This is a genomic window from Pseudomonas sp. NPDC012596 (assembly GCF_042902325.1).
Lineage (GTDB): Bacteria > Pseudomonadota > Gammaproteobacteria > Pseudomonadales > Pseudomonadaceae > Aquipseudomonas.
The window spans coordinates 54,838-75,135 of the sequence record NZ_JBIBEB010000018.1; the positions used below are offsets into that span (position 1 = coordinate 54,838).

At 63.6% G+C, this 20,298-nt stretch carries 18 protein-coding genes; 13 read left to right on the forward strand and 5 right to left on the reverse strand.

What is annotated here, in order from left to right; all coding sequences use genetic code 11:
- Positions 1 to 2: 2 nt before the first annotated feature.
- A complete protein-coding gene (locus ACFY68_RS20475; protein WP_387530991.1) occupies positions 3 to 539 on the reverse strand; it encodes an ATP-dependent zinc protease in 537 nt (178 codons plus the stop codon).
- 294 nt (positions 540 to 833) lie between these two features.
- On the opposite strand from ACFY68_RS20475, the gene ACFY68_RS20480 reads away from it, so the two are divergent.
- The 6 genes from ACFY68_RS20480 to prpD all read left to right on the forward strand — a co-directional run bounded on the left by ACFY68_RS20480 (position 834) and on the right by prpD (position 9,330).
- Positions 834 to 1,550 carry a GntR family transcriptional regulator gene (locus ACFY68_RS20480; RefSeq protein ID WP_387530994.1) on the forward strand — a complete coding sequence of 239 codons (717 nt, stop codon included), beginning with the start codon at positions 834 to 836 and terminating at the stop codon, positions 1,548 to 1,550.
- A complete protein-coding gene (gene prpB / locus ACFY68_RS20485) occupies positions 1,547 to 2,437 on the forward strand; it encodes a methylisocitrate lyase (protein ID WP_346615460.1) in 891 nt (296 codons plus the stop codon). Before ACFY68_RS20480 ends, prpB begins: the two co-directional genes overlap by 4 nt.
- A 151-nt stretch (positions 2,438 to 2,588) precedes the next feature.
- The gene (gene prpC, locus ACFY68_RS20490; RefSeq protein WP_346615461.1) at positions 2,589 to 3,716 is read left to right on the forward strand and encodes a 2-methylcitrate synthase; all 1,128 of its coding nucleotides are present in this window, start codon (positions 2,589 to 2,591) and stop codon (positions 3,714 to 3,716) included.
- A 123-nt stretch (positions 3,717 to 3,839) separates the two neighbouring features.
- Positions 3,840 to 6,428: a Fe/S-dependent 2-methylisocitrate dehydratase AcnD gene (gene acnD, locus ACFY68_RS20495; RefSeq protein WP_387530998.1), complete on the forward strand. Its 2,589-nt coding sequence runs from the start codon at positions 3,840 to 3,842 to the stop codon at positions 6,426 to 6,428.
- Between the two features lie 159 nt (positions 6,429 to 6,587).
- Positions 6,588 to 7,778 carry a 2-methylaconitate cis-trans isomerase PrpF gene (prpF, locus tag ACFY68_RS20500; protein ID WP_387531001.1) on the forward strand — a complete coding sequence of 397 codons (1,191 nt, stop codon included), beginning with the start codon at positions 6,588 to 6,590 and terminating at the stop codon, positions 7,776 to 7,778.
- A 67-nt stretch (positions 7,779 to 7,845) separates the two neighbouring features.
- Entirely contained in the window at positions 7,846 to 9,330 is a 1,485-nt protein-coding gene (gene prpD, locus ACFY68_RS20505) for a 2-methylcitrate dehydratase (protein ID WP_387531004.1), read from the forward strand.
- 143 nt (positions 9,331 to 9,473) lie between these two features.
- On the opposite strand, the gene acnB is transcribed toward prpD, so the two are convergent.
- Positions 9,474 to 12,083, reverse strand: a complete 2,610-nt coding sequence (gene acnB / locus ACFY68_RS20510) for a bifunctional aconitate hydratase 2/2-methylisocitrate dehydratase (RefSeq protein WP_387531158.1) — start codon at positions 12,081 to 12,083, stop codon at positions 9,474 to 9,476.
- A gap of 405 nt (positions 12,084 to 12,488) precedes the next feature.
- Here acnB and ACFY68_RS20515 point away from each other — a divergent pair, with 405 nt between their 5' ends.
- Both ACFY68_RS20515 and ACFY68_RS20520 read left to right on the forward strand, forming a co-directional pair.
- The gene (locus ACFY68_RS20515; protein WP_387531007.1) at positions 12,489 to 12,956 is read left to right on the forward strand and encodes a DUF1289 domain-containing protein; all 468 of its coding nucleotides are present in this window, start codon (positions 12,489 to 12,491) and stop codon (positions 12,954 to 12,956) included.
- A gap of 70 nt (positions 12,957 to 13,026) precedes the next feature.
- Entirely contained in the window at positions 13,027 to 13,659 is a 633-nt protein-coding gene (locus tag ACFY68_RS20520) for a hypothetical protein (protein WP_387531010.1), read from the forward strand.
- A gap of 8 nt (positions 13,660 to 13,667) precedes the next feature.
- On the opposite strand, the gene queD is transcribed toward ACFY68_RS20520, so the two are convergent.
- The gene (queD, locus tag ACFY68_RS20525; RefSeq protein ID WP_056800268.1) at positions 13,668 to 14,024 is read right to left on the reverse strand and encodes a 6-carboxytetrahydropterin synthase QueD; all 357 of its coding nucleotides are present in this window, start codon (positions 14,022 to 14,024) and stop codon (positions 13,668 to 13,670) included.
- A 51-nt stretch (positions 14,025 to 14,075) separates the two neighbouring features.
- A complete protein-coding gene (locus ACFY68_RS20530; RefSeq protein ID WP_387531014.1) occupies positions 14,076 to 15,155 on the reverse strand; it encodes a patatin-like phospholipase family protein in 1,080 nt (359 codons plus the stop codon).
- 156 nt (positions 15,156 to 15,311) lie between these two features.
- Between ACFY68_RS20530 and ACFY68_RS20535 the strand changes: the two genes are divergently transcribed.
- The 5 genes from ACFY68_RS20535 to ACFY68_RS20555 all read left to right on the forward strand — a co-directional run bounded on the left by ACFY68_RS20535 (position 15,312) and on the right by ACFY68_RS20555 (position 19,283).
- A complete protein-coding gene (locus ACFY68_RS20535) occupies positions 15,312 to 15,620 on the forward strand; it encodes a PepSY domain-containing protein (protein WP_387531017.1) in 309 nt (102 codons plus the stop codon).
- Positions 15,620 to 15,934, forward strand: coding sequence for a PepSY domain-containing protein (locus ACFY68_RS20540; protein ID WP_387531020.1), 315 nt, complete (start codon positions 15,620 to 15,622; stop codon positions 15,932 to 15,934). The genes ACFY68_RS20535 and ACFY68_RS20540 overlap by 1 nt, the downstream gene beginning before the upstream one ends.
- Positions 15,935 to 16,603: a response regulator transcription factor gene (locus ACFY68_RS20545; protein ID WP_387531023.1), complete on the forward strand. Its 669-nt coding sequence runs from the start codon at positions 15,935 to 15,937 to the stop codon at positions 16,601 to 16,603.
- The gene (locus ACFY68_RS20550; RefSeq protein WP_387531025.1) at positions 16,600 to 17,919 is read left to right on the forward strand and encodes a sensor histidine kinase; all 1,320 of its coding nucleotides are present in this window, start codon (positions 16,600 to 16,602) and stop codon (positions 17,917 to 17,919) included. Before ACFY68_RS20545 ends, ACFY68_RS20550 begins: the two co-directional genes overlap by 4 nt.
- 206 nt (positions 17,920 to 18,125) lie before the next feature.
- Entirely contained in the window at positions 18,126 to 19,283 is a 1,158-nt protein-coding gene (locus ACFY68_RS20555) for an HPP family protein (protein WP_387531028.1), read from the forward strand.
- Here ACFY68_RS20555 and ACFY68_RS20560 read toward each other — a convergent pair.
- Positions 19,257 to 20,123: a LysR family transcriptional regulator gene (locus tag ACFY68_RS20560; protein ID WP_387531031.1), complete on the reverse strand. Its 867-nt coding sequence runs from the start codon at positions 20,121 to 20,123 to the stop codon at positions 19,257 to 19,259. The two genes, ACFY68_RS20555 and ACFY68_RS20560, sit on opposite strands and share 27 nt — an antisense overlap.
- Between the last annotated feature and the right edge of the window lie 175 nt (positions 20,124 to 20,298).

Genomic DNA, 20,298 nt, shown 5'->3' on the forward strand with positions numbered 1-20,298 from the left:
GATTACTCTGCTTTAGGAGCGTCGGTGGCACAGGCAGGTTTGCCGGCCGCGTATTTAAGGCTTGGGTCGACCAGCGCGTCGAAGTGCTTGAGCGCCTCGGAACCGATCAGCAGCGGGAACTGGAACGCGCTGCGGTCGGTGAGGTTGACTTCGATGGTGCGCAAGGCCTGGCCCATGCAGATTTCGAGTTCGATGACCGGCCGGGCGGTATAGGCCTTGCCCGATTCCGAATCATAGTCGCTGGCGCGGCGCTTGATCTTGCTGACCCTGGCCAGCGGGCGTTCGATCGGGTGCGAATGGGCGGCGTCGATGGCCAGGTAGAAGCGCACCCAGCTCTCACCGTTGCGCTTGAAGCGCTTGATGTCGCGGGCACTCAAGGACGCGGTCTTGGCGCCGGTGTCGAGCTTGGCGGCCACCTCGAGGTCCAGGTCGCCAAGGCGGGCGTATTCGTTGAGACCGTATACGGTCTTGCCCGCCGCCTGGCCAAGGGCCGGCAGCAGGGTGAGGCATAACAGCAATAAAACGGGTGTGAGTCTCATAGTCCTGGCGCGGTGCTGTGCAAGATTCGGGGCAAGGCGACTGGCAGGTACTGCGCAAGCTTCCTCGGTTCATCTGTCAACAACATGAATAAATGACAGATACGCTATCCATACTCCGTTGGAGGCGCGGCATTCTATCACGCCGATGTCTTGACGCCAGCGCATCGCGATCAGACAGCGCGCGCAGCGGGTTAGTTCGTTCTTAGACGATTGTCGACAATGTTCATTTTGTCTTTGACGGGAAGCGCGGTATTCGCTAGTTTCTGCTCATGTGATTAGCAAGGTGTCGACAATATGCTGGACCTCAGCAACCCCAGCCCTGCTATGGCAGACGAAACGGAAACCTTGTCCGAGAATGTCTTCCGGCGTATCCAGGCGGCCATCGTCAAGGGTGAGATCGCCCCAGGCAGCAAGATCTCCGAGCCGGAACTGGCGCGCACTTATGGCATCAGCCGCGGCCCGCTGCGCGAGGCCATCCACCGCCTGGAGGGCCAGCGCCTGCTGGTACGGGTGCCGCATGTGGGGGCCCGCGTGGTGTCGCTGAACCATGCCGAGCTGATCGAGCTGTACGAAATTCGCGAATCACTGGAAGGCATGGCGTGCCGCCTGGCCGCCGAGCGCATGAGCCAGGGCGACATCGACGAGCTGCGCCGGGTGCTCGATACCCACGAGCGCGACGCCGCGTTCCAGGCCGGGCTGGGCTATTACCAGCAAGAGGGCGACTACGACTTCCATTACCGGATTATCCAGGGCAGCGGCAACCAGACCCTGGTCAAGATGCTCTGCGGCGAGCTCTACCAGCTGGTGCGCATGTACCGCATACAGTTCTCCGCCACGCCCAACCGCCCGCGCCAGGCGTTTGCCGAGCACCACCGTATTCTCGATGCCATCGCTGATCGTGACGGCGAGCTGGCCGAACTCCTGATGCGCCGCCACATCGGCGCGTCCAAGCGCAATATCGAGCGTCACTATCTGGACGCCAACAACAATAGCCCACGAGGTGAGAAATGACTGTGAAGAGCACCCCCGGTCAGCGTTTCCGCGACGCCGTTGCCGCCGAACACCCCCTGCAAGTGGTTGGTGCGATCAACGCCAACCATGCGCTGCTGGCCAAGCGCGCCGGCTTCAAGGCCATCTACCTGTCTGGGGGCGGTGTCGCGGCAGGCTCCCTGGGCCTGCCGGACCTGGGCATCACCGGCCTTGATGACGTACTGACCGACGTGCGCCGCATCACCGACGTCTGCGACCTGCCGCTGCTGGTGGACGTCGACACCGGCTTTGGCGCCTCGGCCTTCAACGTTGCGCGTACCGTGCGCTCCATGTGCAAGTTCGGCGCTGCCGCCATCCACATCGAAGACCAGGTAGGCGCCAAGCGTTGTGGCCACCGGCCAAACAAGGAGATTGTCAGCCAGCAGGAGATGGTCGACCGGATCAAGGCGGCGGTGGATGCCCGTACCGATGACAGCTTCGTGATCATGGCGCGTACCGATGCCCTGGCCGTCGAAGGCCTGAATGCCGCGCTGGACCGCGCCGCCGCCTGCATCGAGGCCGGTGCCGACATGATTTTCCCGGAAGCCATCACTGAACTCTCGATGTACAAGACCTTCGCCGACCGGGTGAAGGCGCCTATCCTGGCCAACATCACCGAATTCGGTGCCACGCCGCTGTACACCACCGAAGAGCTCGCGGCGGTCGATGTGTCGCTGGTGCTGTACCCACTGTCGGCCTTCCGCGCCATGAACAAGGCAGCCGAGAATGTCTACACCGCGCTGCGCCGCGACGGCACGCAGAAGAACGTGATCGACACCATGCAGACCCGCATGGAGCTCTACGATGCCATTGGTTACCACGCGTTCGAACAGAGCCTCGATGCGCTGTTTGCGCAGAAAAAAGGTTGAGCCAATGCTGGCCTCATCGCCGGCAAGCCGGCTCCCACAGCTACAGCGCCAAGCTTGAGTGTGGGAGCCGGCTTGCGGCGACAGGGCTGGTACAGGCACCCCGAATTAGCCAGAAAGATATCCATAACAAATTCAAGAAAGGAGAAACACCATGGCCGAAGCAAAAGTACTCAGTGGCGCAGGCCTGCGTGGCCAGGTGGCCGGCCAGACCGCACTGTCGACCGTCGGCCAGGCCGGTGCCGGCCTGACTTACCGGGGTTATGACGTGCGCGACCTGGCGGCTGCAGCCGAATTTGAAGAGGTCGCCTACCTGCTGCTGTACGGCGAGCTGCCGACCCAGGCCGAGCTGGCTGACTACAAGCACAAGCTCAAAGGCCTGCGCGACCTGCCCCAGGCCCTGAAGGAAGTGCTTGAGCGCATACCGCGCGACGCCCACCCGATGGACGTGATGCGCACCGGCTGCTCGGTGCTGGGTACCCTGGAGCCGGAGCTGACCTTCGAGGCCCAACGCGACAAGACCGACCGCCTGCTCGCCCTGTTCCCGGCGGTGATGTGCTACTGGTACCGCTTCACCCACCACGGTGTGCGCATCGACTGCACCAGCGACGAAGACACCCTTGGCGGCCACTTCCTGCATCTGCTGCACGGCAAGAAGCCAAGTGAACTGCACGTCAAGGTGATGAACGTATCCTTGATCCTCTACGCCGAGCACGAGTTCAACGCTTCGACTTTCACTGCCCGCGTTTGCGCCTCGACCCTGTCCGACCTGTACTCCTGTGTCACGGCCGCCATCGGTTCGCTGCGCGGCCCACTGCACGGCGGCGCCAACGAGGCGGCGATGGAGCTGATCGAGCGCTTCCAGTCCCCGCAGGAGGCTACCGCCGAGCTGCTGCGCATGCTTGAGCGCAAGGACAAGATCATGGGCTTTGGCCATGCCATCTACAAAGAGTCCGACCCGCGCAACGAGGTGATCAAGGGCTGGTCGAAGCAGCTGGCCGACGAGGTGGGTGACAAGGTGCTGTACCCGGTTTCCGAGGCCATCGACAAGACCATGTGGGAGCAGAAGCGCCTGTTCCCCAACGCCGATTTCTACCATGCCTCGGCGTACCACTTCATGGGCATCCCGACCAAGCTGTTTACCCCGATCTTCGTCTGCTCGCGCCTGACCGGCTGGGCGGCGCATGTGTTCGAGCAGCGCGCCAACAACCGCATCATCCGCCCGAGCGCCGAGTATGTCGGCGTCGAACAGCGCCAGTTCGTGCCAATCGAGCAGCGCTAAGTTGGAGGCCTTCGCGATCCAGGGCCGTACCCATGTGGGAGCGGCCTTGTGTCGGGAAGGGGGGCTTAGCGCCCCCAATGGCCCGAACTGCCACCGATTACCGTGACCGAGCCCGATAACTATATGAACACCGCATACCGCAAAGCCCTGCCAGGCACCGCCCTGGACTATTTCGACGCCCGCGCCGCGGTCGAGGCAATCAAACCCGGCGCCTACGACAGCCTGCCGTACACCTCCCGCGTGCTGGCCGAAAACCTGGTGCGCCGCTGCGACCCGGCAACCCTCGATGCCTCGCTGGGCCAGCTGATCGAGCGCAAGCGCGACCTCGACTTCCCCTGGTTCCCGGCCCGCGTGGTGTGCCACGACATCCTCGGCCAGACCGCCCTGGTGGACCTTGCCGGCCTGCGTGATGCCATCGCCGACAAAGGCGGTGACCCGGCCGCAGTCAACCCGGTGGTGCCGGTGCAGTTGATCGTCGACCATTCGCTGGCCGTTGAGTGCGGTGGTTTCGATCCGCAGGCGTTCGACAAGAACCGCGCCATCGAAGACCGTCGCAATGAGGACCGCTTCCACTTCATCAACTGGACCAAGAAAGCGTTCAAGAACGTCGACGTGATCCAGCCCGGCAACGGCATCATGCACCAGATCAACCTGGAGAAAATGTCGCCGGTGATCCACAGCGACCGTGGCGTTGCCTACCCCGACACCTGTGTCGGCACCGACAGCCACACCCCGCACGTCGACGCCCTGGGTGTAATCGCCATTGGCGTAGGCGGCCTTGAAGCTGAAAACGTCATGCTGGGCCGCGCCTCGTGGATGCGCCTGCCGGAAATCGTCGGCGTCGAGCTGGGCGGCAAGCTGGCGCCTAACATCACCGCCACCGACCTGGTGCTGGCCCTGACCGAGTTCCTGCGCAAGCAGAAGGTGGTGGGTGCCTACCTCGAATTCTACGGCGAAGGCGCGCGTGCCCTGACCCTCGGCGACCGCGCGACCATCTCCAACATGGCGCCGGAATATGGCGCCACTGCGGCGATGTTCGCCATCGACCAGCAGACCATCGACTACCTCAAGCTGACCGGCCGTGAAGAACGGCAGGTCAACCTGGTGGAAACCTACGCCAAGGCCACCGGCCTGTGGGCTGACGCCCTGGCCAACGCCGAGTACGAGCGGGTGCTGCACTTCGACCTGTCGAGCGTGGTGCGCAACATGGCCGGGCCGTCCAACCCACACGCCCGGGTGGCGACCAGCGACTTGGCGGCCAAGGGCATTGCCGGCGCATGGGAAGACGTGCCGGGGCAGATGCCGGACGGCGCGGTGATCATCGCCGCCATTACCAGCTGCACCAACACCAGCAACCCGCGCAACGTGATTGCCGCCGGCCTGCTGGCGCGCAACGCCAACAAGCTCGGCCTGGCCCGCAAACCGTGGGTCAAGTCGTCGCTGGCGCCGGGCTCCAAGGCTGTGCAGCTGTACCTTGAAGAAGCCGGCCTGGAAAAAGAGCTGGAGCAACTGGGCTTCGGCATCGTCGCGTTCGCCTGCACCACCTGCAACGGCATGTCCGGTGCGCTGGACCCGGTGATCCAGCAGGAGATCATCGACCGCGACCTGTACGCGACCGCCGTGCTATCGGGCAATCGCAACTTTGACGGGCGCATCCACCCGTACGCCAAGCAGGCGTTCCTCGCATCGCCGCCGCTGGTGGTGGCCTATGCCATCGCCGGCACCATCCGCTTCGACATCGAGAAGGATGTGCTGGGCGTGGTCGATGGCAAGGAAATCCGCCTGAAGGACATCTGGCCGAGCGATGAAGAGATCGACGCGGTGGTGCGCGCCGCGGTCAAGCCGGAGCAGTTCCGCAAGGTCTACATCCCGATGTTCGCCATCGAAGAAGACCGTGGCCCGAAAGTCGCACCGCTGTACGACTGGCGCCCGATGAGCACCTACATCCGCCGCCCACCTTACTGGGAGGGGGCCTTGGCCGGTGAGCGCAGCCTGCGCGGCATGCGCCCGCTGGCGGTGCTGCCGGACAACATCACCACCGACCACCTGTCGCCCTCCAACGCCATCATGCTCGACAGCGCCGCTGGCGAATACCTGGCGAAAATGGGCCTGCCGGAAGAAGACTTCAACTCCTACGCCACCCACCGCGGTGACCACCTGACCGCGCAGCGTGCCACCTTCGCCAACCCCAAGCTGTTCAACGAAATGGTGCGCAAGGACGACGGCAGCGTGAAGCAGGGCTCGCTGGCGCGCATCGAGCCGGAAGGCAAGGTAACCCGCATGTGGGAAGCCATCGAAACCTACATGCAGCGCAAGCAGCCGCTGATCATCGTTGCCGGTGCCGACTACGGTCAGGGTTCATCCCGCGACTGGGCGGCCAAGGGCGTGCGCCTGGCGGGTGTCGAGGCGATCGTGGCCGAGGGCTTCGAGCGCATTCACCGCACCAACCTGGTGGGCATGGGCGTGCTGCCGCTGGAGTTCCAGGCGGGTACCGATCGCAAGACCCTGGGCCTGGATGGCAGCGAAACCTATGACGTGCTCGGTGAGCGCAAGCCACGTGCAACGCTGACGTTGGTGGTGACCCGCCGTAATGGTGAGCGGGTCGAGGTGCCGGTGACCTGCCGGCTGGATACCGCCGAGGAAGTGTCGATCTACGAGGCGGGTGGGGTGCTTCAGCGCTTTGCCCAGGACTTCCTCGAAGCATCGGCCTGAGTGGTTAGGGCTGCTTCGCAGCCCATCGCCGGCAAGCCGGCTCCTACAGGTGCGGCGCAAGCTTCGAAACGACGCTGCAGGTGTAGGAGCTGGCTTGCCGGCGATGGGCCGCGCAGCGGCCCCAAGGCATATTGCACTTTCTAACAGGACAGCACAGCAATGGCACACGCACCCCAAATCAAGATCCCCGCCACCTACATCCGCGGCGGCACCAGCAAAGGCGTGTTTTTCCGCCTGCAGGATCTCCCCGAACAGGCCCAGGCCCCCGGCCCGGCCCGCGATGCACTGCTGCTGCGCGTCATCGGCAGCCCCGACCCCTACGCCAAGCAGATCGACGGCATGGGTGGCGCCACCTCCAGCACCAGCAAAGCTGTGATCCTCTCGCCCAGCAGCAAGCCCGAACACGACGTTGACTACCTGTTCGGCCAGGTCGCCATCGACAAGGCCTTTGTCGACTGGAGTGGCAACTGCGGCAACCTGTCCGCTGCCGTTGGCTCGTTCGCCATCAGCAGCGGCCTGGTCGACCCGGCGCGCATTCCGCGCAATGGCGTGGCCACCGTGCGCATCTGGCAGGCCAACATCGGCAAGACCATCATCGCCCACGTGCCGATCACCGAAGGTGAGGTGCAGGAAACCGGCGACTTCGAGCTCGACGGTGTGACGTTCCCGGCGGCTGAAGTGCAGCTTGAGTTCCTTGACCCAGCCGCCGACGAAGACGGTGGCGGCGGGGCGATGTTCCCCACCGGTAACCTGGTGGATGACCTGGAGGTGCCTGGCATCGGCACGTTCAAGGCCACCCTGATCAATGCCGGTATCCCGACCATTTTCGTCAATGCCGCCGATATCGGTTACACCGGCACCGAACTGCAGGACGCCATCAACGGTGATGCCCAGGCGCTGACGCGCTTCGAGACCATCCGTGCCTACGGCGCCGTGCGCATGGGCCTGATCGAGCATGTCGACCAGGCTGCCGGGCGTCAGCACACGCCGAAGGTGGCTTTCGTTGCGCCGCCAAGCACCTACACTGCGTCCAGTGGCAAGGCGGTTGCGGTGGCTGACATCGACCTGCTGGTGCGCGCATTGTCCATGGGCAAGCTGCACCACGCGATGATGGGCACCGCCGCTGTGGCCATCGGTACCGCTGCTGCCATCCCTGGCACACTGGTCAACCTCGCTGCAGGCGGGGGCGAGCGCAGTGCCGTGCGCTTTGGTCATCCCTCCGGCACGCTGCGGGTTGGCGCCGAGGCTCGCCAGGTTAAGGGTGAATGGACGGTGACCAAGGCAATCATGAGCCGTAGTGCTCGCGTGCTGATGGAAGGCTGGGTGAGGGTGCCTGGCGATAGCTTCTGAGGCACCACTGGCGCTTGGCTTTGGATGAGTGGGGCCGCTTGCGGCCCTGAATTCACAGGAGCTGCATATGAGCGCCAACGTAGACCTGAACGAGCGCCCTGACTACGACCAGGTGCTGCAAACCCTTGCCGACTATGTGCTCAGCTACCGGGTGGAGTCGCCCGAAGCGCTGGACACTGCGCGCAACTGCCTGATGGACACCCTGGGCTGCGGCCTGCTGGCCCTGCGCTTCCCTGAATGCACCAAGCACCTTGGGCCGCTGGTGGAAGGCACCGTGGTGCCCAATGGTGCCCGCGTGCCTGGCACCAGCTACCGCCTGGACCCGGTCAAGGCTGCCTGGGACATTGGCTGCACGGTACGCTGGCTGGATTACAACGACACCTGGCTGGCCGCCGAGTGGGCCCACCCTTCGGATAACCTGGGCGGCATCCTGGCGGTGGCCGATCACCTTTCGCAAAAGCACGTGGCAAACGGTGAAGCCCCGCTGCTGATGCGCGAAGTGCTCGAAGCCATGGTCATGGCGCATGAGATTCAGGGCGTGCTGGCGCTGGAAAATTCATTCAACCGTGTGGGCCTCGACCACGTAGTGCTGGTCAAGGTGGCGTCTACCGCGGTGTGCGCCAAGCTGATGGGCGCCAACCGCGAACAACTGCTCTCGGCCTTGTCCCATGCCTTCGTCGATGGCCAGGCGCTGCGCACCTACCGCCATGCGCCGAATGCCGGCTCGCGCAAGTCCTGGGCTGCAGGTGATGCTTCGAGCCGGGGAGTGCGCCTGGCCGATATCGCGCTGCGGGGCGAGATGGGGGTGCCTGGCGTGCTGACGGCGCCGCAGTGGGGGTTTTACGACGTGTCCTTCAGCCACACCAACAAGGACCTGGCGCTTAAGCCCTCGGCCCAACAAACACTAAAGCTGCCGCAACCCTTGGCCAGCTACGTGATGGAAAACGTGTTGTTCAAGGTCAGCTTCGCGGCGGAGTTCCACGCCCAGACTGCCTGCGAGGCTGCGGTCAGCCTGCACCCGCAGGTGCGCAATCGCCTGCATGAAGTCGACCGCATCATCATCACCACCCAGGAGTCGGCGATCCGCATCATCTCCAAGGTCGGTGCGTTGGCCAACGCCGCCGATCGCGACCATTGCCTGCAATACATGGTGGCGGTGCCACTGATTTTCGGTTACCTGGTGGCAGAGCATTACGAGGACGCTTTTCACGCGGCCCACCCGAGCATCGACCGCTTGCGCGAAAAAATGGAAGTGGTCGAGGACCTGCGGTTCACCCGTGAATATTTGGAGGCGGACAAGCGCTCCATCGCCAATGGTTTGCAGGTGTTTTTCAAGGATGGCAGCAGCACCGAGCAGGTGGTGGTGGAGTACCCGGTTGGGCACCGGCGCCGGCGCGGGGAGGGCATCCCGCTATTGGAGGCGAAGTTCAGGGAGAACCTGGCGACGCGGTTTGCGCGGCAGCGCTGTCAGCAGATCTTCGAACTGTGCACGGACCAGCAGAAACTCGAGTCTACGGCGGTGCACCGGTTTGTGGACTTGTTTGTGATTTGAGGTTGCGTTGGCCGGCGTCTTCGCGGGGCAAGCCCGCTCCCACGACACGGCTGTGGGAGCGGGCTTGCCCCGCGAAGACGCCTGAAAGAGTAATAAAAAAACCCCAGCATCTCTGCCGGGGTTTTTTCACAGCTTACGGCTACTTACGCTTGAACAACCGGGATCTTGGCGTTGGCCGCAGCCTCGCGGAACTCGGCGATCTGGTCGAAGCTCAGGTAGCGGTAGACGTCGGCAGCCATGCTGTCGATGTCTTTGGCGTACTGCATGTACTCTTCGACGGTCGGCAGCTTGCCGATGATCGAAGCGACAGCAGCCAGCTCGGCCGATGCCAGGTACACGTTGGTCGCGTCGCCCAGGCGGTTCGGGAAGTTACGGGTCGAAGTGGAAACCACGGTCGAACCGGTCTGCACACGTGCCTGGTTACCCATGCACAGCGAGCAGCCTGGCATTTCCATGCGCGCACCGGCCTTGCCGTAGATGCCGTAGTAGCCTTCTTCGGTCAGCTGGTGAGCGTCCATCTTGGTTGGCGGAGCCAGCCACAGACGGGTAGGGATGCCACCCTTGACCTTCTCCAGCAGCTTGCCAGCCGCGCGGAAGTGGCCGATGTTGGTCATGCACGAACCGATGAACACTTCGTCGATCTTCTCGCCCTGTACCGAAGACAGCAGGCGGGCATCGTCCGGGTCGTTCGGCGCGCAGAGCACAGGCTCCTTGACGTCGGCCAGGTCGATTTCGATGATTTCAGCGTACTCGGCATCGGCGTCGGCCGACAGCAGCTCAGGGTTGGCCAGCCAGGCTTCCATGGCCTGGGCGCGACGCTCCAGGGTACGTGGGTCGCCGTAGCCTTCGCCGATCATCCAGCGCAGCAGGGTGATGTTGGACTGCAGGTACTCGGCGATGGCCTTTTCCGGCAGCTTGATGGTGCAGCCGGCAGCGGAACGCTCGGCCGAGGCGTCGGACAGCTCGAATGCTTGCTCGACGGTCAGTTCGTCCAGGCCTTCGATTTCCAGGATGCGGCCGGAGAAGGCGTTTTTCTTGCCCTTCTTCTCGACGGTCAGCAGGCCCTTCTGGATGGCGTAGTAAGGGATGGCATGTACCAGGTCACGCAAGGTGATGCCCGGTTGCAGTTTGCCCTTGAAGCGCACCAGGATCGACTCTGGCATGTCCAGCGGCATGACGCCGGTGGCGGCAGCGAAGGCCACCAGGCCGGAACCGGCCGGGAACGAGATGCCGATCGGGAAGCGGGTGTGCGAGTCACCACCGGTACCGACGGTGTCCGGCATCAGCATGCGGTTCAGCCAGCTGTGGATGATGCCGTCGCCTGGGCGCAGCGACACGCCGCCACGGGTGCGGATGAAGTCTGGCAGGGTGTGGTGGGTGGTGACGTCGATCGGCTTCGGATAGGCTGCGGTGTGGCAGAACGACTGCATCACCAGGTCTGCAGAGAAGCCCAGGCACGCCAGGTCTTTCAGCTCGTCGCGGGTCATCGGGCCAGTGGTGTCCTGGGAGCCGACGGTGGTCATCTTCGGCTCGCAGTAGGCACCTGGGCGCACGCCTTGGCCTTCAGGCAGGCCGCATGCACGGCCGACCATCTTCTGCGCCAGGGTGAAGCCCTTGGTCGAAGCGGCAGGCTGCTCCGGTTTCTTGAACAGATCGACAGGGCCCAGGCCCAGCTCGGCGCGGGCTTTTTCGGTCAGGCCACGGCCAACGATCAGCGGGATACGACCACCAGCGCGGACTTCGTCCAGCAGCACTTCGGTTTTCAGTTCGAAGTGGGTGACCAGCTCATCGCTGCCATGGCGGCGCACTTCACCTTTGTACGGGTACACGTCGATGACGTCGCCCATGGCCAGGTTGGTGCAGTCGAATTCGATCGGCAGGGCGCCGGCGTCTTCCATGGTGTTGTAGAAGATCGGGGCGATCTTGGGGCCGAAGCAGAAACCGCCGGCGCGCTTGTTCGGCACGTACGGGATGTCGTCGCCGAAGAACCACAGCACCGAGTTGGTGGCGGATTTACGCGACGAACCGGTACCGACCACGTCACCGACGTAGGCGACCGGGAAGCCTTTGGCCCTTACCGCTTCGATCTGCTTCAGTGGGCCGACCGAGCCTGGTTGCTCTGGTTCGATGCCGTCGCGGGCCATTTTCAGCATGGCCAGGGCGTGCAGCGGGATGTCAGGGCGCGACCAGGCGTCTGGCGCAGGGGACAGGTCGTCGGTGTTGGTTTCGCCAGGCACCTTGAACACGGTCAGGGTGTACTTGTCGGCGATGGCAGGGCGCGAGGTGAACCACTCGCCAGCAGCCCAGGATTCCAGCACGGCCTTGGCGTGGACGTTGCCCGCCTTGGCTTTTTCGGCCACGTCGTGGAAGGCATCGAACATCAGCAGGGTGTGCTTGAGCTTTTCGGCCGCGACGGCGCCCAGTTCGGCGTCATCCAGCAGCGCGACCAGCGTTTCGATGTTGTAGCCGCCCTGCATGGTGCCCAGCAGCTCGGTGGCGAGCTTGCGGTCGATCAGCGGGGACTTGGCTTCGCCCTTGGCCACGGCGGAGAGGAAAGCGGCCTTTACGTAGGCAGCTTCGTCGACCCCTGGTGGTACGCGGTTGGTGATCAGGTCTACGAGGAAGGCTTCTTCGCCGGCTGGCGGGTTTTTCAGCAGCTCGACCAGGCCTGCAGTTTGTTCGGCGTTCAGCGGCTGGGGCACGATACCCAGGGCGGCACGCTCTTCGATGTGTTTGCGGTAGGCTTCAAGCACAGTTATTACCCTCATCAGTGGTCCCTAAAGGGAGTCCGGGACGCTCATCCAGCATTCTCTGCACCCATGCGCAATGACGGCTTCTTGGGCCGCCCAGCCAGGGTCGCAGAGAATCCTTACAGAAGCTGCTTTCAAAGTTTTACGCCTGCAGAACGGGGAGCTGATGAGGGCTGGCGCGGGCATGCGAGGGTGCATGGCCCGGGCCAACGCCGTTCTACCGGATTAACTGTGCTCGTGACGCTTTGAAAACAGCTTCCAACGGACATTGTTGCCTTGAAAAGGCGGGATGATTCTACGGCAAATTGTCGCGGAAGGTAAGGCGGCGAACATGACTTTAACGAGTGACCGTGGTTAGACAAAGGGCTAACATGGGCCTGTGTTCCGCCGCCAAGCCGTTGTTTTTCCATGTCCAACCAATCCATCAAGACCCCTTGCGTCGGCCTTTGCTCCACGGTGTATGGAGACACGGTATGCCGTGGCTGCAAGCGTTTCCACCATGAAGTGATCCACTGGAATGGCTATGACGAGGCGCAGAAGCGCGCTGTGTGGCTGCGCCTGGAGCAGCTTCTGGCGCAGGTGATGATGGCCAAGCTGGAAGTGTTCGACAAAGGCTTGCTGCGCCAGCAGCTGCAGCAGCGTTCGATCCGTTTTGTCGAGCAGCAGTCCGAATACTGCTGGGCGTATCAGCTGATTGCCCGCGGGGCGCGGATGATTCGCGACCTGGAGGCCTATGGGATGGCCTTGATGCCTGAATTCCGCGACTGGGACCTGCCGCAGTTGCGCGATGCCATCGACCGCGAATTCTTCCTGTTGTCCGAGGCGCATTACCAGCGCTATATAGCCCCTGCCTTTTTGCTGGACACACTGCGGTAATCCTTGCCCCTGCCCACTAAGGGCTGGCTGGCCCAAGCTGCGGCTTTCAATGCGGAGCGGGTGTGCGAACATGGCAATTTACTACGGCTACGAGCCAAAACTCTCTTTCATCGGTAAATGGTGGTGGCATGTCGATGGCGCCTATATCCACCCTTTCGACTGGAATCAATCCACTCATTTGCTGAAGCCGATCTGGGTCAGGTTCGACAGCGAGGATGGTGAGGACGGTTACCTGCGGGCAGAGAGCAAGGACGGTTCGCTGATTCCATGGTCACCCCTCAAGGCCCGAGCGCCGGGTCTGCTGTTTGACACTTTCTGGTTCGGCGCTTATGAAAAAAATGGCAAGTACTACTTCCAGGTCAGGCCGATCAGCCCCAACCTGGAAGCGCAGCCTATGCCTCTGTCCTGGTACCTGGACACCGATCTGGTGGGCTACATGGGCATGTACAGTGGCGTTTTCAAAGTGCCGGAGTGGGTGATCTACATCGGCGAAGACCTGTGGCAGATCAAGGGGCGCGATCTGCACGACTTCGTTGAAGGCGAGCGCATCTCCAATCTCGAGCTGAGCGATAATGACGACAATCCGGTCACGCTGCGCCTGCAAAGCGGGCGCCCATATCTTTACACGGGCGCCCGCGGTCGGCCGGGTCGGGTAAGCCTGTTGATTCTCAAGCGGCCCTATTCACCTAAAAGCCCGGAATGATGAGCTAATCAATCGCCGCTGTATTCGCAGCCGCTGGTGCAGGTTTCATGAATACGCACCTTCGACAGCTCCGGCAGCAGCGGCTTGACCTGGTCCCAGATCCACTTGGCGATCACTTCGCTGGTAGGGTTTTCCAGGCCAGGGATATCGTTCAGGTAGTTATGGTCCAGCTGCTCATAGATCGGCTTGAAGATCGCCTTGATTTCGGAGAAGTCACGTATCCAGCCGGTGTGCGGGTCGAGCGGGCCGGTCAGGTGCAGGCCGACCTTGAACGAGTGGCCGTGCAGGCGGCCACATTTGTGGCCAGCCGGGACGTGGGGCAGGCGGTGGGCCGATTCGAATGTAAATTCCTTGAAGATTTCCACTTTTCTAACTCTGCGTGAATCAGTAATGCGCGCAGTCTACCAGCATGGCCGTTACAAGGCTTGCAGGCGTTCATGCAACCGCCCGGTGGCGATCAGCTCCAGCAACTCGTCGCCCAAGCGCTGGCTCTCGGCAATGGCTTTGTACCAGTAGCGCTTGCGGCTGGCGGCATCGCCCATGAAGCGCTTGAAGTCGTTGCGGTCGGGCAGCTTGCCGAAGGGCAGGGCGGCCAGGTACTGCGGCGACGGCGTCAGCAGCAGCACGTTCTGCAGGCGCGTGGCGTCGCCCCTGCGCCAGGGCAGGGCCTTGTCAAACCAGCCGGGCACCACCTTGTCGGTGAAATGCGGGTAGAGCACCAGGTCGTCGCCGCGGTAGGGCAAGTCGAGGTGGTAGTCGAGCAAGCCGCCGTCGCGGTAAGTGCCGCTGCCAACGCCTGGAATGTCACGCACGCCTTCCATCACCATCGGGATCGAGCCGGACGCCAGCAGGGCATGGCGCAGGTTGCCCAGGGCCAATGGCAAGCAACGTGATGGGAAGTCGGTGAGTGCCTCGAGCGGCGGCGCAGCGCGCGCGTCGTGCAGGATGATGCGTTCGAAATGCCGGGCCAGGCGCGCGCGGCCCAGCAGGTTGCTGGCGATCACCGAACCCAGGCCCATGCCCAGGCGGCCGCGATGGTCGTGGGCCAGTTGGCCATGGCTTTTGACCACCAGAATATTCAGGCGATAGTGCGGGTTGGCGAGGATCTGCCCGTCGCGGCCCTGCAGCAGGTCGTCGAGCATGCGTTGGCAGCTGCGGCTGATTTCGGCGGGCGTGACGCCCTTGGCGAAATCCTGTTCGGTATATAGCTCGCCCAGGCGCCGCAGGCCTTCGACCGGGTCTTCAAGGCAGGCGCTGGCGAAGCGCCATGAGCCGATCGAGGCCCCGATCAAGGCCCGCTGGCGTGGCGCCGAAGGCAGCCAGTCACCGAACAGTGCAAGGTCCAGGCCCTGGATGCCCAAGGGCTTCGGCCCACCTGCCGCACCCGGCAGCACACCCACATCAGCTGCCTGCAGGCCGCGTTCACGGATTTGCTGCAGGGCACGCTGGCCGGCCTTGAAGGTCAGGGCGGGAAATTTGATATGGATAGCGCTCATGGGGCTCTCGGAGGGTTGTAGGCGCGGGCTTGCCGGCGAAGCAGGCAACGCAGTTTACCTGCGCTATCATGGCGCCAGTTGTTTTCAGGTTGAGTTAAGGACCGGTGGATAATCTTAACCCCGTAGACAAATTACACATCTCGATGGAGAGACCCCATGAAAACTTTGACTGCCCTGTTCACTGCCGCTGCGCTTGCTTTGGGTGCCAACGTTGCCCTGGCCAAAGACGTCCAGCCTGACGAAGTGGTCAAGCTGGTCAACGCCAAGACCATCAAGTCGCTGGATGAGCTCAAGGCCGCCGCCGTAGCCAAGCACCCAGGCGCCACCGTCACCGATTCAGAGCTGGAAAACGAGTACGGCCGCTACATCTACAAGGTCGAGCTGCGTGACCAGCAGAACGCTGAGTGGGACGTCGATCTGGATGCCAAGACCGGTGAAGTACTGAAGGACGAACAGGACCGCTGATGATCCACTTATCCCGGCCGGCGCGTTACCTGGCATTATCGCTGCTGGCCGTCTGCTCCCTGGCCGCGGCCCGCGACCTGGACCAGGATGAAGCCCTGAAGCTGCGCCAGAAGGGCATCATCCTGCCGCTCGAACAACTGCTCGAGACCGCCCTGGGGCGCCACCCCGGGGCGCGTCTGCTGGAGGCAGAGCTGGAAGAAGACGATGATCGCTACGAATACGAAGTCGAGCTGTTGACCCCGCAAGGGGTGGTGCGCGAGATCAAGCTCGACGCCAGTACCGGCGCCCTGCTCAAAGACGAGGAAGACGACTGAATGCGCCTGTTGCTTGTCGAGGACAACGTACCCCTGGCTGACGAGTTGATCGCCGGCCTGCAGCGCCAGGGCTATGCCGTGGACTGGTTGGCCGATGGCCGTGATGCGGTGTACCAGGGCCAGAGTGAGCCCTACGACCTGATCATCCTTGACCTCGGCCTGCCTGGGTTGCCGGGGCTGGAAGTGCTGGCGCAGTGGCGTGCAGGCGGCCTGGCCACGCCGGTGCTGATCCTCACCGCACGCGGCTCTTGGGCCGAGCGCATCGAGGGCCTCAAGGCCGGTGCCGATGATTACCTGAGCAAGCCGTTCCACCCGGAGGAGCTGCAACTGCGCATCCAGGCCTTGCTGCGCCGCGCTCGGGGCTTGGCCAACCAGCCCAGGCTCGAAGCTGCCGGCCTGCACCTGGATGAAAGCCGTCAGTGCGTGAGCCGCGAGGGGGTAGACATTCAGCTGACTGCCGCCGAGTTTCGCCTGTTGCGTTATTTCATGCTGCACCCGCAGCAGATCCTGTCCAAAAGCCACCTGGCCGAGCACCTGTACGACGGCGAAACCGAGCGCGACTCAAATGTGCTTGAAGTGCACGTCAACCACCTGCGCCGCAAGCTCGGCCGCAGCGTCATCGAAACCCGCCGCGGGCAAGGCTACATCTACGCCGGGAGCACCGAGTGAAGTCGATCCAGGCGCGCCTGAGCCTGGGCCTGGTGGCTGTGCTGGTGGTAGTGGGCGTGGTGCTCGCCCAGCTCACTTTGTGGCTGTTCGAGGCCGGCTTGCAGCGCTACCTGGAAAACGGCCTGCGCAAGGAAAGCGAGAACCTGCTGGTGGCGCTGGTGCGTGGGCCGTCTGGCTTGCAGCTGGATGAGCGGCGCATTTCCGCGGCCTATCAACGGCCATTCTCCGGCTATTACTTCCGCATCGATTTCGACCAAGGCACCTGGCGTTCGCGCTCGCTGTGGGACCTGGATATGCCTAAGCCGTCTGCGCCGGGGCTTTCCGACAGCCACGAACTCGGCCCGGAAGGGCAGCAGTTGCTTGCCTTGCGCGCTGACTATCGGCGCTTGGGGCAGGACATCTCGATCAGCGTGGCCCAGGACTATTCGCCTGTGCGCGAGGGCTTCCGGCGCCTGCAGCAGATCGGCCTGGGCATGGGGTTGGTGGCGTTGATCCTGGTGCTGGTGCTGCAGCGCATTACCGTCACCCGCTCGCTGCGCCCGCTGGAGCGTGCGCGCCAGCAGATCGCCCAGCTGCAGCAAGGCCAGCGCTCGCAACTCGATGCCGAGGTGCCCAATGAACTGGCGCCGCTGGTGGGGCAGATCAACCACTTGCTCAGCCATACCGAAGACAGCCTGCGCCGCTCGCGCAATGCGTTGGGCAACCTTGGCCATGCGCTGAAGACGCCGCTGGCGGTGCTGCTGAGCCTGGCGTCCAGCGAGCGTCTCAAGGACTTGCCCGAGGTGCGTGCGCAACTGCGTGAGCAGCTGGAGCAGATCCAGCAACGCCTGGCCCGTGAGTTGAACCGGGCGCGGCTTGCCGGCGATGCGCTGCCTGGGGCGCAATTCGACTGTGATGCCGAGTTGCCCGGGTTGCTGGCCACCTTGGGCATGATTCATGGCGAAGGCCTGTTGCTCGAACGTGATGTGCCTTCGGGCTTGCTGCTGCCGTGGGACCGCGAGGACGTGCTGGAGCTGCTCGGCAACCTGCTGGACAACGCCTGCAAGTGGGCGGACAGCGAGGTGCGGCTGGGTATCGTGTCTACTGCCGACGGGTACCGGTTGTGGGTCGACGACGATGGCCCAGGCATTCCTGAAAGCCAGCGCTTGCAGGTGCTGGAGCGGGGGTCGCGTCTGGATGAGCAGGTCGAGGGGCATGGCCTGGGGTTGGGTATCGTGCGGGATATCGTCGATGCCTGGGGCGGCCGCCTGGCCTTGCTGGAAAGCCCGCTGGGCGGTTTGCGGGTGAGCATCGAACTGCCGCGCAAGCCGCGTTGATTCGGCAAGCGTGCGTATCAGCACTGCAAAAATATTGCAGTTCAGCCGCATTTTTTTGAATTGGCCCAAGCCTACCGCCTACCGGCACAATCTCCTCACGAAACCCTGCGGTTTCCATCTCTCCACGGACGGAACCCCCCTAAGGGCCCAGGCCAATCCGGCTGGGCTTTCTTTTTAATCAAAAAAACACGAACACGATTATTCCAATGTCTGCCTTGCGTTCCGAAAGTCGTCTGCAGCGGCTGTTGCCGGCGCCCCTGAATATCCCCCCCAAACAATGGTTGCGTGCTGGCCTCGGCGCACTGCTTGGCCTGTTCCTCGCCGGTTGGTTGACCAGCATGGTCTATGGCCCCGGCATTGCCCTGCACCTGCTGGGCCCGCTGGCGGCATCGGCGGTGCTGGTGTTCGCCGTGCATTCCGGGCCGCTGGCTCAGCCGTGGCCGGTGTTGGGCAGCTATGCCCTGGCCGGCGCTGTGGGCCTGGCCATGCGCGAGGGCTTCGGCCCGCAGCTGTGGGTCGCCGCCGCGGCGCTGGGCATTTCGATCTTGGTGATGTGCCTGTTGCGCTGCCTGCACCCGCCGGGTGGCGGCGTGGCGGTGAGCGCTGTGCTGGCCGACTCGGGGCTCACGGCCCTGGGCGATCACCTGCTTGAGCCAGTGCTGCTCAACGCGTTGATCCTGGTGGCGGTGGCAGTCGTGTACAACCGCCTGACCGGTGTGCGTTACCCCAAGGGCGCGGCGCCGCGCAAAGACCTGCATCACACCCATGACCCGTTGCCCAGCGAGCGGGTCGGGGTGAGTGGTGCAGACCTGGACCAGGCACTGGAAGAGATCGGCGAGTACGTCGACGTCACCCGCGATGAGCTGGAGCGCATCATCCTGGCCACCGAGCAGCACGCCTTGCAGCGCAGCCTGGGTGGCATCACCGCAGCCTCGGTGATGTCCCGCGATGTGCAGTTCGCCTCGCCGGACACCACCCTGGAACAAGCCTGGAAGATGCTCGCCAGCCATCACCTTAAAACCTTGCCAGTGCTGCAAGCGGGCAAGCTGGTAGGCATCATCAGCCTCAGCGACCTGGTTGGCCCGGCCATGCAGCGTGGCCAGTTCAGCTGGCGGCACCTGTTCGGGCGCAAAGCGGTACGCATGGAGCAGGTGATGAGCCGGCGAGTGGTCAGTGTCGGCAGCCAGCATCCGCTGGAGCGCTTGCTGCCGCTGCTGTGCGAACAAGGCCTGCACTGCCTGCCGGTACTCGACGGCGAGCAGCTGGTTGGCGTGATCACCCAGACCGACCTGATTGCCGGCCTCAAGCGCCAGTTGCTCAGCGATGCCGGGCGCGTTTCAGATCAGCGGGTCCCAGCGTTGTGACCAATCGCTGGCGCCGGCAGCCACCTGCCGGCGCAGCACTGCGAAGGCCTGTTGCAAGGCCTCGCTGTCACGCTCGCGGGGGTACACCATGAACGTCGGGTAGGTGAACTCCGGGGCTTGCGGTACCCGCTCGAACACGCCGTTGTCCAGGTACGCCTGCACAACGCGGGTACGGAAATAACCGCTGCCGCCCTGGTCGAGGATGAACTGCAAGGCCAGCGGCCCGAGGTTGAAACTGAGCGCCGGGCGCGCGCAGTCGGGCAGGGCAGCATCGTGCTGGCGGCGGAACGCCTCGCCCCAGTCGATGTAGATATACGGTTCGGGCTGATCGACCCGGCGTATGCGGATCAACTTCTCTTCCATCAACTGCTCCACCTGCAGGCCCGGGCCGTAGGTAGGCTGGTACACCAACGCGGCGTCCAGCAGGCCCATCTGCACCTTGCGCAGCAGCGATTCACCGTCGCTCACCTCGCTGCGGATGGCGTGGCCGGGTAGCTCGCGGTGCAGGGCGCTGACCCAGTCGAGCAGCATCGGGTTGCCCAGGCTCACCTCGGCGCCCACGTGCAGCACCTGCTGGCAGCCTTGAGGCAGCGGCAGGTCGCGGCGCGCCGCTTCCCACGTTTGTACCAGCTGGTTGGCATAGCTGACGAAGGCTTCACCGTCGCTGGTCAGGCTGGCGCCGTTGCGGCTGCGCACGAACAGCTGGCAGCCGAGCTGTTGCTCGAGGCGTTGCACGCGGGCGGTGATTGCCGTCTGCGACACGAACAGGCGCTCTGCGGCGGCGACCAGGCTGCCGCAACGCACGATTTCCAGAAAGGTTCGGGCCTGCTCGATATCCATGGGCTGCTCTGTGGCTTGAAGGGGCGCCTATTCTACGGCCTTTGCACTGTTATGGGGCGCCTGCGCGCTCCCTGCAAATGTGCATATGCGTTGTGACTTTAGTCCCATGGCGGGCGCGGCGTGGCGGTCCATACTCAGTATTCGCCCTTCAATAACAACAAGTACCGGGTTGCCA